Below are 13,350 nucleotides of genomic sequence, written 5' to 3'. Positions count from 1 at the left end.
ATGCCGCCCCCCTGGCGTATCACCCGTTCGGAGAGGAGTCTCCTTCTTGTCAGCGGCCGCGTCCGCGGTCGGGAAAGCGAGACCCACCATGGACCACGACTGCGGCTGCGGCCACGGGGCGCAAGCCGCCCACGACTCCGCGCCCCTGGAGTTCGACGCCGACGGGGAGCTCATCCTCCCCGATCCCGTCATCCGCCCGGAGATGCTCACCCGCGCGTGCCCCATCGGCACGCTCGACGGGTCCTGGCTGCTCGAGCTCGAGCGGCGCACCGTGTTCGGCCCCGAGGTGCGCGGTGCCATGCGCATCGAGGTCGGCGCGTCGTCACTGCGCGTCTCGGGCGACATGTACTCCCGCCGCGTCTTCCCTCCCGTGCTCACGGAGGTGGAGCGCCCGTTGCCGTTCCCGCTGCCCGAGCCCCGACCGCAGCCGTTCGGCGGGGACGCCGAGGCCGACGGTGCCGAGCCGGATCCGGGAGAGGACGACGCGCCGGTGCTGTCGGAGCTCACGGCGTTCAACCTGCGCTGGTACCCGGCGTTCCCGGCATCCCAGTACACCTGGTACTTCCGCTCCAACGGCGCGACCTACGCCGGCGGCACGCTCACCGTGCAGATCGTGCGACACCTGTGGAACCGCACCACGCAGGAGTTCGTCTCGACCGACACCGGAACGCTCACGCTGCGCTGCCGGCGCCCGCTCGTGGTGACCGCGACCAGCGCCCTGCTGGGCTCGTCGCAGCGCATGACGGGCACGCTGTCGATCGGCGGCACGGTCACGAACGTCACGGCGTCGAAGACCTCGCCGATGTACCGCGGATGCCGCATCGAGGTCGATGCGATGGTGAACCGCGCGTTCCCGGCATCCGCCACCATCGGCTCGGGCGCGGCGGCGTCGGTGCGCTCGGTGTACGCGTCGGCCGGATGGGACGTCACCGTCGTGACCGACGAGATCAACGTGCCCGAGGACGCCGCGCTCACCAACGCCGAGCTCGCGACGCTCATGACGGGGCACCGGCAGGCGGTTGCCGGTGACGGCTGGCGCCTGTGGCTGTTCGTCGGGTCGGCGCAGGGCGGGCTGTTCGGGATCATGTTCGACGACGACACCGTGCCGCGCGAGGGCGCCGCCGGGTTCGCCGACGTGCGGCTCGGCAACGATTCCTTCATCGCCGCCGGCGCGCGGGGCCGACCGCTGGACGAGGTGCCGGCGGCGTTCCTGCGCACGCTGGTGCACGAGGCGGGGCACGCCTTCAACCTGTGGCATCCGAAGCACGACGTGCACAACCCGGGCATCGGCACCGAGATCATGAACCAGACCGGCGACGTCATGGGCTTCGCCACCTCGGCGAACCCGTACCCCGGCAACGCCTCGTTCCTGTTCTCGGACCACGACCGCACGTCGCTGATCCATTCGCCCGACCCGCAGGTGCGACCCGGCTGGAAGAACTTCGGCTGGGGCCACGGCGACCTGTCGGCGGGGCTGCCCGCGCCGGTGGACGCCGCGGGCCTGTGGGGCGACCAGGGCGACGACGGTCTCGAGCTGACGGTCGCGATGCCCGCGCAGGCGTTCGTCGGCGAGTACGTCACCGCCGAGGTCGTGCTGACGAACGTCTCCGACCAGGCGCGCACCGTCACGACGCTCATCAACCTGTCGGAGGGCGACCTCGTCTTCCTCCACACGCCGCCCGACCACTCGCTCCAGCATCTGGTCGACGTCGCCATCGGCTGCGGCCCGCGGCCGATGACCGTCCTGCAGCCGGGGGAGTCGATCCGCAACCACGTGCAGGTCTTCTTCACCAACCAGGGGGTGACCTTCACCGAGCCGGGACGCCACACGGTCGCCGCCCAGCTGGAGGTCGATCCGGTGACCACGGTGCGCTCCGCGCCGGTGACGGTCGACGTGCGGGGCCCTGCCTCCGATGCCGAGGTCGACATCAGTGCGAAGACGCTCACGCCGGGCGTGGGCCGTGCGATCGCGCTGGGGGACTTCGCGACGGATGCCTCCGCCCGCGCGGTCCTCACGGACCTGGCCGAGCAGCACAGCGACACCGACACCGGCGCCGCCGGAGCGCTGGTGCTCGCGAACGCGCTGGCGCGGTCGTTCTCGGACTTCCGCACCCGCGACGTGCGCGAGGCCGCTCCGGACGACGCGGCGCACTTCCTCGAGCTCGCGCTGCAGGGCCGGTCGGCCGAGCGCGTCGCCGCGCTGGCGGTGACCGTCGCGAGCCCGACGGAGAAGGAGGCGCCGGTCGTCGCCGACACCATCGCCGCGCTGAAGGCGCGGGCGAAAGGCGGGGCCCGCTCGGCGGCAGGCAAGGACGTCGCCGAGGCCGAGCGCATCGCGGCGGACTTCGTGTCGCCCGAGGGCCGCTGATCCGGGGTATGGCTGCGGTTCGACAGGAGAAATCGCCCTCCGCAGGAGGTTGGAACGCTTCAGCGTCCTGTGGAGGGCGGTTTCTCCTGTGGAGGTGACACAGAGCCCGGAGACGGTCGGGCGGGAGGTTGCGCTGCGCGTTCAGCGAGGGCCCCGCGCCGGTTCGACAGGAGATGTCGCCTTCCACAGGAGGTTGGAACGCTTCAGCGTCCTGTGGAGGGCGGATTCTCCTGCAAAGGGTGACACAGAGCCCGTCCAGGGGAAGGATCGAGCCGTGACGAAGCACGCGGACGGCGGCGGGCTGGAGCTGCGGCTCCGGCCGGCCTCGGCCGAGCCCGCGCGCGGCACGGCCCCCGGCGACGCGCCGGGGACGGCGCGCGGAGACGCGCCCGGGGCAGAGGCGCGGAGCGGCCCGCGGGCGAGTGCAGCGGGCGCATGGACCGTTCCCCTCGATCGCATCGCCTACGCGGACGCGGAGCTCGTCGCGCGTGAGGCGGCGACGGTGAGCGCGCGGCTGAACATCGTCGAGGGAGACCTCGAGATCTTCGTCACGCCGCCCGGCGGCCGGCCCGTGCGGGCGGCGTGGCCCTGGCCGGTCGACTCCGCGCCGCGGTCGGTCGAACTGGCGCCGGGGGAGTGCCTCGTCGCCTCCGTGCCGCTGCTGTCGGCGGGGAGCGCCCCGCTCTTCCCGGCGCCCGGGCGGTACGAGCTCGTCGCGCGGTTCGCGGCGCGGCCGGGACTGACGCTCGAGTCGAACCCGGTCGCACTCCTACGCACGGCGCCCGAAGACGCGGCGATCGCCGCCGGACTCGGCGACCGCGACGTGCTGCAGAGCCTGCTCGGCGCCGGCGTGATCGGCGCGGCCTCGGCGCAGCTCGAGAAGATGGCGGACTCGGACGACTTCGGCACCGCCGCGGCGGCGAATCTGGCGCTCGGCCGGACCGCGGCGCTCGCGGGAGCCGCCGACGATCCGGCGGTCGCGCGCGCTGTGGCCGCGCTCCTGCCGCCCGGCGCGACCGGACCCGACGAGCGTCGCGACGCCGTCGCTCCGCGTGCGTCCGCGCGCGACGCCGCCGCCCTCAGCGGGCGCCCGCTCGCCGAGTGACCCGCATCGGCCGGGGCGCGGCATCCGTAGACTCGACGGCATGACCGTCGCCTCCACGCCCGCCCTCGAAGCCGACCGCCAGTACCTGATCGCGCTGATCCAGGACGAGGCGGTCTTCCACGGGGACTTCACCCTCTCGAGCGGCAAGAAGGCCACGTACTACGTCGATATGCGCAAGCTCACGCTCGACCACCGTGCGGCGCCGTCGATCGGGCGCATCATGCTCGACCTCATCCGCGACGTCGACGGCATCGTCGCCGTCGGCGGGCTCACCCTCGGCGCGGATCCCATCGCGAACGCCGTCATGCACGAGTCGGCGCGCACCCACAAGCCGCTCGACGCGTTCGTCGTGCGCAAGGAGCCGAAGGACCACGGGCGCGGACGCCAGGTGGAGGGGGCGGATGTCGCGGGCAAGCGCGTCGTCGTCGTCGAAGACACCTCGACCACCGGCCAGTCGGCGCTCAAGGCCGTCGAGGCGCTGCGGCGCGAGGGCGCCGAGCCGGTCGCCGTCGCCGTGATCGTGGACCGCAAGACCGGTGCCCAGGCGGCCGTCGAGGCCGAGGGCCTGCAGTGGCTCGCCGCGATCGACCTCGACGACCTCGGCCTCCAGCCGCAATAGCCCGCGGGCCGTCGATCGGCGCGGCGGTCGCCGGAAGACGCCGCTCGCGCGAGCCGAGTGTGTCCGCTTGTCGACTGTCCGATGGCGATGGCATGCTCGTCCGCAACCCACGGAAGGGGTGTGGAATGCGCAAACCCGCGCTCGCTCTCGCTGCAACCGCAGCGGCACTGCTGTTCCTGTCCATCGGCTCTCCGGCCCAGGCCATCACCGACGGCGTTCCCGACGGCGACGGCCATCCCCACGTCGGCATCATGGTCGCCCAGGATGAAGAGGGCACGCCCATGTGGCGCTGCAGCGGCACGCTGATCTCGCCGACGCTGTATCTGACCGCCGGCCACTGCACGTTCGGGGCCGACCAGGTACAGATCTGGTTCGACGACGACCTGCGGGATGCCGCCGCCCATCAGTACCCGAACACCGGCGAGGTGTCGGGCACGCCGTACACGCACCCCGAGTACGACGACGCTCTGTTCTACCTCCACGACCTGGGCGTCGTGGTGCTCGACGAGCCGGTTTACGTCGACGAGTACGGCGTGCTGCCGACGCTGAACCAGCTCGACGCGCTGAAGACCGACAAGAAGTCCGTCACGTTCACCGCCGTGGGCTACGGACTGCAGAAGAGCTTCCCCGACGCGGCCTCGTGGAAGACCCAGGCCGAGCGCCTCCGGATGGTGTCCTACCCCAAGCTGATCTCGATCAACACCGGCTACACCGGCGACGGCTCGCTGATCCTCTCCAACAACGCGCACACCGGCGGGACCTGCTCCGGCGACTCCGGCGGGCCGAACTTCATCGGTGACTCCAACGTGATCGCCGGGGTCACCTCCTTCGGCAAGAACTCGACGTGTGCGGGAACCGGCGGCGTGTACCGCGTCGACCGCGCCGACGACCTCGACTGGCTGGCGACCTTCACCGGCTGACGCGGCCTCGGGCGTGGGGAGAGGCATTCGCCGCCCCCGCGCCCGATGCCTCAGCCGCGCCTGCCGGGGCAAGACGCATGCGGCGGCGGGTCGGGCGCTGAGCGCTCGGGACCGGAGCCTCAGCGGGCGAGGATCTCGGCGTTGAGTTCGCGTTGCCAATCGCGCAGCTGCCACATCGGGTGGTGCGGCGCGGCGTTCGAGCACAGCACGACGCCCCACACGCCGTGATCGAGGGCGGTGCGCACGCCGTGCTCGGCCAGGGCCCGGCCGATCGGGCCCTCCTCGAACGTCCCGTGCAGCGGCGTGTAGCCGACCCAGCCCTCCCCGACGATCGCCGGAACACCCTGCCAGCGCGCCCACGCGGCGATCGCGATGGTGCGCGAGGCGATCTCGCGACGCATGACCTGCTCGTACGGCGGATAGTGCGCGACGAGCCAGGCGTCCCACGCGGCGGGGTCGATCCAGTCGTAGCCGTAGATCATCTGGTCGGTGACGACCGTCGCGCGGTACTTCCACTCCTCGGCGCGGCCGTAGTCCGCGACCGGCGGGGCATCCGGACGCAGCAGGGAACGCAGCGCGACATTGGGGAAGCCCTCGCTGCCCTCCGACCGGATGTCGACCCGTTGCTGCAGGGCGTCGAGCACGCCGTAGCTGTAGACGTGGAACTGCGCGGCGCCCAGTCCGCCGGGGAGCCGATGCATGGCGAGGTGCGGCGGCTTGCCGTAGCTGGCGGTGATGAGCAGATCCGGATGCTGCGCCCGCAGCCGCGCCACCTCCTCCGCTCCGCCGTCCTCGAGCGCGGGCAGGATCGAGAAGTCGACCTCGTTGTGCAGCTCCACGAGAGCGATCCGCTCACGGTGGCCGTGGTCGGTGAGCCACCCGATCATCGCGTCCCATGCGTCGGAGAGGACGCGGTAGCGCTCGGCGAGCGGCACCGCGTCGATCGCGTGGAACCATGCGGGAGAGGCGGCGAACGCGGTCGACTGCTGGTACTCCCAGCTGGCCAGGATGATCACCATGCCGTGCGCCGCGGCGGCCTCGAACAGCGCCAGAAGTCGTGCGCGCAGATCGAGGCGGAAGCCGCCCGGGGTGTCGTACCAGCGGGTGCGCTGGCCGAAGTACCCGCCGGCGGGGGAGGCGCCGAGCCCCTCGATCTCGAGGTCGCCGGCGAGGTCGTCGAGCCCCAGCCCGCCGAAGAGCAGCAGCGGTGCGGCGCAGATGCGGATGGCGTTGTAGCCGAGGGAGGCGGCATCCGCCACCGCCGCGCCGAGATCGGCGTACGGCTCGCCTGGACCCGCCTGCGTGTACCAGGAGAAGTCCCACAGGGTGATCGTGAGCCGCTGGGGCAGGTGCGCCGGCACCGGTCCGGTGAGGGACGACTCGTCGCGCTCGATCGTGCCGGATCCCAGGTAGCGCTCGGTCATGCGTCGATCCTTCCCGCGGTGCGGACCTCGGTCGCCGAGGCGGCCTGCCGCGCGCGCCCTCGTGCGGCGAGCCGCTCCAGTTCGTCCGCCGTCGCAGCCCGGATCGATGCGGTGTCGGAGTCGAAGGGCGTGAGCTCGGGCACCGAAGTGGCGAAGTAGTCGACCTCGTCCCTCGCCGCGCGCAGGGCGGCCGCGCGCGCGTCGAGGGCGTCCCAGGCGGCGCTCGCCGCAGCGGCGTCGCCGAGGTGCAGGTGTGCGATGCCCTCCCAGTACGTGGTCTCGTCGGCAGGGCGCGGGTCGACGGCGAGCGGCGTCGGCGCGACGGCTTCGCGCCACGCGTCGGCGGCGCCGGCGGGGTCGCCGGCCGCTTCGCGCGCGAGACCGAGGAGCATCCACCGCCGCACCGGACGCTCAGCGGGGTGCCGTCCCTCGCCGAGCGACCGCGGCGGCGCGAATCCCGCCTCGAGGAGGGCCGCTGCCTCTGCCGGCGATGCCGGGAGCATCCGCTCCGCGAGCGTGCACGCGGCGCGATCGAACGCCGCGATCACCCGTCCTTCGCCGCCTTCGAAGGGGCGGAACCGCCGTGTGCTGAGCAGGCGCCAGGCGTCGTCGACCCGCCCCGCATCGAGCAGGAGGTTCGCGTGGCGCACAGCCAGGTCGTCGCGGACGTCGAGCAGCGCGGCGTGCCGCTCGAGCATGGCGAGGCGGGTGGCGGCATCCCTTCCGCGCCGTTCGGCGAGCACGTCGCGCTCGAAGACGAGGCGCGCTTCGGGTCGCAGGGCGAGCGCCTGTGCGAGGGCCGCGTCGGCACCCTCGTCATCGTCGGCGACAGCCACGAGAGCGATCGCGAGATTGCGCCACACCACGGGGTCTGTCGATCCGCCGGCGGTCGACGCGCGGAGGTGCTGCAGCGCGTCGGCCTCGCGGTGCGCGTCGAGCAGCCACATGCCGAGCAGACCGCACGCGACGACGTCGGTCGGGTCGTCGTCGATCGCCGCGACCAGAGCGTCGTACTGATCCAGGCCCGCGGGGAAGGCGAGCGCCGCCGACGACGCACGCGCGGACCGCCGCTCGTCGGCCGCCGCATCCGCCCGCCCGGCGCGCTCGAGCCAGTGCGCGCGCAGATAGTGGCGGAGCGGACCGGCGAGCCCCGCCGACGGAGTGGCCTCGAGGTCCAGCCCCGTTGCGGCCAGCGCCTCGTCGTACGCGCCGGCACGGGCGAGCTCGGCGCCGACGTCGAGGGCGGTGCGCGCGTCGCGCCGGGGCGGGTCGCCCCGCAGCGCCCGCGTCGCCGGGTCGAGCGGGTCGTCGGCGAGCAGGTCTGTCAGAAGGGCGACGGATGCCGCGTGCTCGCCGTGGCGCGCGAGTGCGAGCGCCTCGATCCGGCGCGCCTCCGGGATGGCACGCGCGGCACGCGCCAGCGCGAGAGCCGCCGTCGGGGACCCGGTGCGCAGGGCGATGCGTGCGCGCGCCAGGGCCGCCGCCCCGGCGAAGGCTGCGTTCCAGCCCGACTTCGCCAGCCACCGATCGGCGGCGTCGTCGTTCCTCAGCCGCTCGTGGACGAGACCGAGGAGGTACGCCGTCTCGCCGTCGCGCGGGTTGAGGTTGCGGCGGGTGAGCCGGTCTGTCGCCGCGGTGAGAAGCTCGAGCGCCTCGGCGTACTGTCCGCGCGCGAGGTGCCACGCGCCGAGCGCGGTGGCGGCCCTCGAGTCGCCCGGATCGCGGCGCAGCGCCTCGCGCAGGTACGGCACCGCGGACCGCGTCGGGTGCCGGTACTGCAGCAGGTGCACCGCCGTGGCGTACAGCTCGTCGTTCGACGGGATGTCCTCCGGCTGGTCGGGCGCGGTCGCCGCCCACGGCTCGCCGGCGTCACCGGTGGGGGCGCGCCACACCACCAGAGGCGCGCCGGAGTGGATGACCCGCACCTCGAGTTCCGGGGCGTCCGCCGGGATCGCCGCGCCCGCCGTGAAGGGCGCATCCGGCGAGAGAGCCGCCGTCCACGCCTCGACGAGCTGACCGCCGCGGCGCAGCTCGATCGAGGCGCCGGGCAGCGAACGCGTGGCGATCGCCGTGATGCGCGTGCCGTCGCCGTCGGCGCGGACGCCGAGCGCAGCATCCGTCGTCGCCTGCCGGACCGGGCCGGTGCCGTGGATCGGGTACCAGTACTGGCGGAAGCGCTTGGTCTCGCCCGGGAGCAGCCAGCTGAAGTCGGGCTGGTTGTCGGTGTAGACGCCCGCCATGAGCTCGACGTAGGGGCCGTCGCCGTCGGTGAGCTGATCGTCCCACGCTCGGCCGATCGGGCCGTCGCCCCACGTCCACTGCTTCTTGCCGGGTGAGATCGCCCGGTCGGCCCAGTGCACGAAGCCGGCGTCGGCGGCATGGTCGTAGCCGCCGAAGAAGTCGTCGTCGGTGTCGGTGATCATGTACGACGTCGGCACCGGGATGTTGCTGTAGACGTCGATGCGGTCGGCGTCGGCGTGCTCGGCGGCGCGCGCCGGGTAGTCGACGCCGTAGTACGGCCGGTCCGCCCGCGGGAAGGCGGTGATGGCGCGCCGGGCGTGGTCGGCGACATAGGCGACGTCGTCGGGGAAGAACGACTGGTACTGGTCGTGCGAGCGCGCGGCGACATTGGCCCACCACAGGAACGTCTGCGGCACGTCGGTGCGGTTGTGCAGTGCCGCTTCGAGCTCGATGAGCGAGGAGCCCGGCCGCAGGCGCACGCCGTGCACGGCCCGCATGCGCTGGAGCGGATCGAGGTCGCTGTGCCAGACGACGACCGCGCCGTCGTCTTCGCGCTCGATGCGCGCGTCGACCGGCAGGAACGTCGCCGGCCGGTGGTGCTGGGGCCAGTTGAACTCCACGCCGCCCGAGATCCACGGACCGGCCAGTCCGACGAGCGCCGGCTTGATGACGTTGTTGCGGTAGAAGAAGTCGTAGCCGGCGACCTTGTCGTAGCCGATGTGGATGCGGCCGCCGATCTCGGGCAGCAGCAGAAGGCGTACGTAGGCGTTCTCGAGATGGATCGCCTGCCACAGCCGCGGCGCCTTCTCGTGTGCGACGCTGTCGATCATCGGCAGCGGGTACACCTTGCCGCTGGACCCCTGGTAGACCCGGCGGTCGAGGAACAGCGGGAACGGGTCCGGCTCACCGGCCGCGTAGGTGTCGATCGACACCGGCTCGCTCCAGCAGGCGACGCCGCCGGCGGCGAGGAGGCGCGCCTGGTCGGCGGGGGCGGCGGGCAGCTCGATGCGGCTCGGGGCGTCGGCGGGGGAAGTCACCTGGCAAAAGTACGGCGCGCAGGTCCGCGCGACAATGGGAGAACGCACGTCGAACCTGGATGATCCGCTGGTCGCCGTATGGCAAGATGCCGGAATGGAACGCGCCGACGGCTTCGAGCGGCAGCGGCTCAGCGTCGTGCCGCGCCCCCTCGTGGAGGCCGCACTTGTGCGCCCCGTCACGCGACGGATCCTGGTGACGGATGCCGGATACTTCCCGCGGGCCGAGCTGCACGGTCGTCATCGCCCGAGCGGCGCCGAGGAGACGATCGTCATCGTGTGCGTCGCCGGCTCGGGCTGGGTCGAGGCAGGCGGGGCCCGCCTGCGCGTCGGCAGTTCGACGGCGATCGTGCTCCCGGGAGGCATGCCGCATTCCTACGGCGCGGCGGCCGACGAGCCCTGGACCATCTGGTGGTGCCATGTGCGCGGCACCGATGTGCCCGAACTCGTCGAGGCTGCCGGCATCCGTCGCGACCGGGTCACCCTCTCGCTGCGCGAGGTGGACCGCGTGACCTCGCTGCTCGACGAGATCTCGGTCGCGCTGGCGCGCGACACCACCCCCGCTCGCCTGGCAGCGACGTCGGGAATGGCGTGGCGGCTGTTCACGCAGCTCGCGGTCGACCGCGCGCTGCCGAGCGAGGGAGCACCGGTCGAACGCGCGATGCGCTATCTCGAAGACCGCATCGACGGCCGGGTGCAGGTGCCCGAGCTCGCCGCGATGGTCGGCGTCTCGCCGTCGCACCTCGCCGCGCTCTTCCGCGAGGCGACCGGCGGAGGCGTGCTCGCCCATCACAACGCGCTGAAGATGGCGCGTGCCCGGGCGCTGCTGGACACCACCCACCTGCCGGTCGCCGAGATCGGCCGGCAGGTGGGCATGGACGATCCGTTCTACTTCTCACGCCAGTTCCGGCGGACGCACGGCATGAGCCCGCGCGCGTACCGGGAACTGCGCAAGGGCTGATCAGCCCTTCGTGGCACCGGCCGTGAGGTCGGCGCGCCAGAACCGCTGCAGTGTGGAGCGGGTCAGTCGCGCTTGCCGCGATTGCGCCACCACTGCCACAGGATCACGGTGAGCGTGCCGAGCAGGATGACGGCGCTCGTCAGCAGGAGCAGCGTCTGCTCGGTGTCGGAGATCATGGGCGCTTCCCTTCGGCGGCGTCGGCCACGAGTTTCGCGATGCGCGCGGCGCGCGTCTCGGGTCGGCGGGCGGAGTCGACGGCGCCGATGCCGACCTTGCGGGTCGACGGCGGGAAGGCGTCCCACGCCGCGCGGGCGGTCGGCTCGGCGTCGAGGGCGGCGGCGAGGTCGTCGGGCTCGCGCAGCGCCTCGGCGTTGTCGAGCACGGTCCATGCGCCGTTCTGCTTGGCGAGTTCGATGGCACGGATGCCGGCCTCCGCCAGCAGCCCGTCGGCCTCGAGCCGCGCGACCCGCGCCTTGTTCGTCGCTGCCCATCCGCTCGACGGACGCCGCGGCGCGAACCACAGCCCGCCGCGCTGCTCGTCGAAGGAGCGGACCGGCCCGTCGATCCACCCGAAGCACAGCGCCTGCAGGATCGCGTCCTCGTAGCCGACGAACTCGAGCCCGGAGCCGGGCCGGGCGCGGACGAGCCACGCTCCCTTGGAGGTGCGATGGTTCTCGGCGAGCCAACGGCGCCAGGCGGCGGCATCCGTCGCCTCCACCTTCTCGCCGTCGTCGAGCGCTCCCATGCTCGCGACCCTATCGGTGAGCCCCGACGTGAGGGTCAGAGCAGCTCGGGGTCCTCGGACTCGACCGGCTCGGAGTCGAGCAGGTCGGCGACCGAGCCCAGCACCTCGTCTGGGCGGAACGGGTAGCGCTGGATCTCGGCGGCGTCGCTGATGCCGGTGAGCACGAGCACGGTGTGCAGGCCCGCCTCGATGCCGGCCACGACGTCGGTGTCCATGCGGTCGCCGATCATGCCGGTGTTCTCGGAGTGGGCGCCGAGGCGGTTCATCGCCGAGCGGAACATCATCGGGTTGGGCTTGCCCACCACGTACGGCTCCATGCCGGTGGCCTTGGTGATGAGCGCCGAGATCGCGCCCGTGGCCGGCAGCACGCCCTCGGTCGACGGACCGGTCGCGTCGGGGTTCGTCGCGATGAAGCGGGCGCCGGCCCCGATGAAGCGGATCGCCTTCGTGATCGCCTCGAACGAGTAGTTGCGCGTCTCGCCCACGACGACGTAGTCGGGGTTCGTCTCGGTCATGATGAACCCGGCCTCGTGGAGCGCCGTCGTCAGGCCCGCCTCGCCGATCACGAACGCCGTCCCGCCGGGCATCTGCGACTTCAGGAAGTCCGCCGTCGCGAGCGCCGACGTCCAGATGGACTCCTCGGGCACCAGGAGTCCGGAGGCCCGCAGCCGGGCGGCGAGGTCGCGGGGCGTGAAGATCGAGTTGTTGGTCAGCACCAGGAACGGCACGCCCTGCTCGCGCCACTGCTGCAGCAGGTCCGAAGCCCCCGGGATCGGCGTGTTCTCGTGCACGAGGACGCCGTCCATGTCGGTGAGCCAGCAATCGATGTCGGACCGGGTGCGCATGCGTCCAGACTAGGCGGCGGGCAGGCGTAGGGTCGAAGCCGTGACGTGGGACCCCCGCAGCCTCCCCGACCTGGCGGGTCGGGTGTATCTGGTGACCGGCTCGAACACCGGTCTCGGCTACTTCGCGTCCGAGCAGCTGGTGCGGGCGGGGGCGCGGGTGATCATGTCGGCGCGGCATCCGAATCGTCTGTCGGGGGCCCGCGCCGCGATCCGCAGGAGGGTTCCGGATGCCGCACCCGACGCCACCGATCCGCTCATCCTCGACACGTCCAACCTCGGATCGGTGCGCTCCGCGGCCGCCAGCATCCGCGGCCGCGGCCCCCTGGACGGCGTGCTGCTCAACGCCGGGATCGTCCACCCGCCGAAGGTGCGCCAGACGACGATCGACGGCAACGAGGTCGTCTTCGCCACGAACGCGCTCGGCCACTTCGCCCTCGCCGGCGAGCTGCTGACGGCGCTCGCCGAGGCCGCCGGGCGCATGGTGTGGGTCGGCAGCATGTCGACGTCGCTCACCCCCTACGACCCGGTCGACCCGCAGCTCGTCGAGAACTACTCGGCGTGGCGCGCCTATGTGCAGTCCAAGGTCGCCACCGCGGCGCTGGGCTTCGAGGCCGACCGGCGCCTGCGGGCTGCGGGGGTCGACGTCGCGAGCATCGTCGCCCACCCCGGGTACTCGATCGGCGGGCGCACGCCCGGCATCGTCGGCGTCAACGAGCCGTCGCGCGCCAAGCGGTTCCGCGACAACCTCCAGGCGGCCTTCTCGCAGTCCAAGGAGCACGGGGCGTGGCCGCTGGTGCGCGCCCTGACCGATCCCGAGGCCGAGAGCGGCGGCTTCTGGGGCCCCCGCACCGGCTCGCGCGGCGAGCCGCGGGAGCAGACCGCCGCGAAGGTCACGCGCGACCCCGAGGTCGGCGCCCGGCTGTGGCAGGTGGCCGAGCAGGCGACCGGCGTCCGGTGGCCGTTCGACGCCGCCGCACGCATCGGCGCCGCCCGGCGCTGACGGCCGCCTGGCCGACACAGCGTCGGAGGTCTTCGGCGACACGCCGGGTGGCGGCATCCGCTGTCGGCGTGTCGTCCGGATGTTCCGA

Annotated in this window: 10 protein-coding genes; 6 read left to right on the top strand and 4 right to left on the bottom strand. The window is 72.8% G+C overall.

Annotated features, from left to right (window positions below):
• The first annotated feature begins 88 nt into the window (after positions 1 to 88).
• The 4 genes from ACFRAL_RS01190 (at position 89) to ACFRAL_RS01175 (ending at position 5,012) form a co-directional block, all read left to right on the top strand.
• A complete protein-coding gene (locus ACFRAL_RS01190; protein WP_378878847.1) occupies positions 89 to 2,368 on the top strand; it encodes a hypothetical protein in 2,280 nt (759 codons plus the stop codon).
• Positions 2,369 to 2,642: 274 nt separating this feature from the next.
• The gene (locus ACFRAL_RS01185; protein ID WP_378878845.1) at positions 2,643 to 3,473 is read left to right on the top strand and encodes a hypothetical protein; all 831 of its coding nucleotides are present in this window, start codon (positions 2,643 to 2,645) and stop codon (positions 3,471 to 3,473) included.
• Between the two features lie 40 nt (positions 3,474 to 3,513).
• Positions 3,514 to 4,092: an orotate phosphoribosyltransferase gene (pyrE, locus tag ACFRAL_RS01180; RefSeq protein WP_378878843.1), complete on the top strand. Its 579-nt coding sequence runs from the start codon at positions 3,514 to 3,516 to the stop codon at positions 4,090 to 4,092.
• Positions 4,093 to 4,217: 125 nt separating this feature from the next.
• Positions 4,218 to 5,012, top strand: coding sequence for a trypsin-like serine protease (locus ACFRAL_RS01175; protein WP_336394223.1), 795 nt, complete (start codon positions 4,218 to 4,220; stop codon positions 5,010 to 5,012).
• Positions 5,013 to 5,131: 119 nt separating this feature from the next.
• Here the strand turns inward: ACFRAL_RS01175 and ACFRAL_RS01170 are convergent, their stop codons facing one another.
• Entirely contained in the window at positions 5,132 to 6,436 is a 1,305-nt protein-coding gene (locus tag ACFRAL_RS01170; RefSeq protein ID WP_378878841.1) for a cellulase-like family protein, read from the bottom strand.
• Positions 6,433 to 9,714 (bottom strand): DUF5107 domain-containing protein, encoded by a 3,282-nt coding sequence (locus tag ACFRAL_RS01165; RefSeq protein WP_378878839.1) that lies wholly within the window; start codon positions 9,712 to 9,714, stop codon positions 6,433 to 6,435. The genes ACFRAL_RS01170 and ACFRAL_RS01165 overlap by 4 nt, the downstream gene beginning before the upstream one ends.
• Before the next feature lie 94 nt (positions 9,715 to 9,808).
• On the opposite strand from ACFRAL_RS01165, the gene ACFRAL_RS01160 reads away from it, so the two are divergent.
• Positions 9,809 to 10,672, top strand: coding sequence for a helix-turn-helix domain-containing protein (locus tag ACFRAL_RS01160; protein WP_378878837.1), 864 nt, complete (start codon positions 9,809 to 9,811; stop codon positions 10,670 to 10,672).
• 172 nt (positions 10,673 to 10,844) lie between these two features.
• On the opposite strand, the gene ACFRAL_RS01155 is transcribed toward ACFRAL_RS01160, so the two are convergent.
• Positions 10,845 to 11,417: a YdeI/OmpD-associated family protein gene (locus ACFRAL_RS01155; RefSeq protein WP_336394230.1), complete on the bottom strand. Its 573-nt coding sequence runs from the start codon at positions 11,415 to 11,417 to the stop codon at positions 10,845 to 10,847.
• 35 nt (positions 11,418 to 11,452) lie between these two features.
• Complete coding sequence (locus tag ACFRAL_RS01150; RefSeq protein WP_336394231.1) at positions 11,453 to 12,262, bottom strand: HAD-IIA family hydrolase; 810 nt, start codon at positions 12,260 to 12,262, stop codon at positions 11,453 to 11,455.
• Positions 12,263 to 12,302: 40 nt separating this feature from the next.
• Between ACFRAL_RS01150 and ACFRAL_RS01145 the strand changes: the two genes are divergently transcribed.
• Complete coding sequence (locus tag ACFRAL_RS01145) at positions 12,303 to 13,262, top strand: SDR family NAD(P)-dependent oxidoreductase (RefSeq protein WP_378878835.1); 960 nt, start codon at positions 12,303 to 12,305, stop codon at positions 13,260 to 13,262.
• Positions 13,263 to 13,350 lie beyond the last annotated feature (88 nt).

Origin of the sequence: Microbacterium sp. NPDC056736, assembly GCF_042790415.1 — a bacterium.
Taxonomy (GTDB): Bacteria; Actinomycetota; Actinomycetes; order Actinomycetales; family Microbacteriaceae; genus Microbacterium.
Note: the sequence above shows the minus strand (reverse complement) of the source record. Positions and strands in the feature narration are given on the sequence as shown.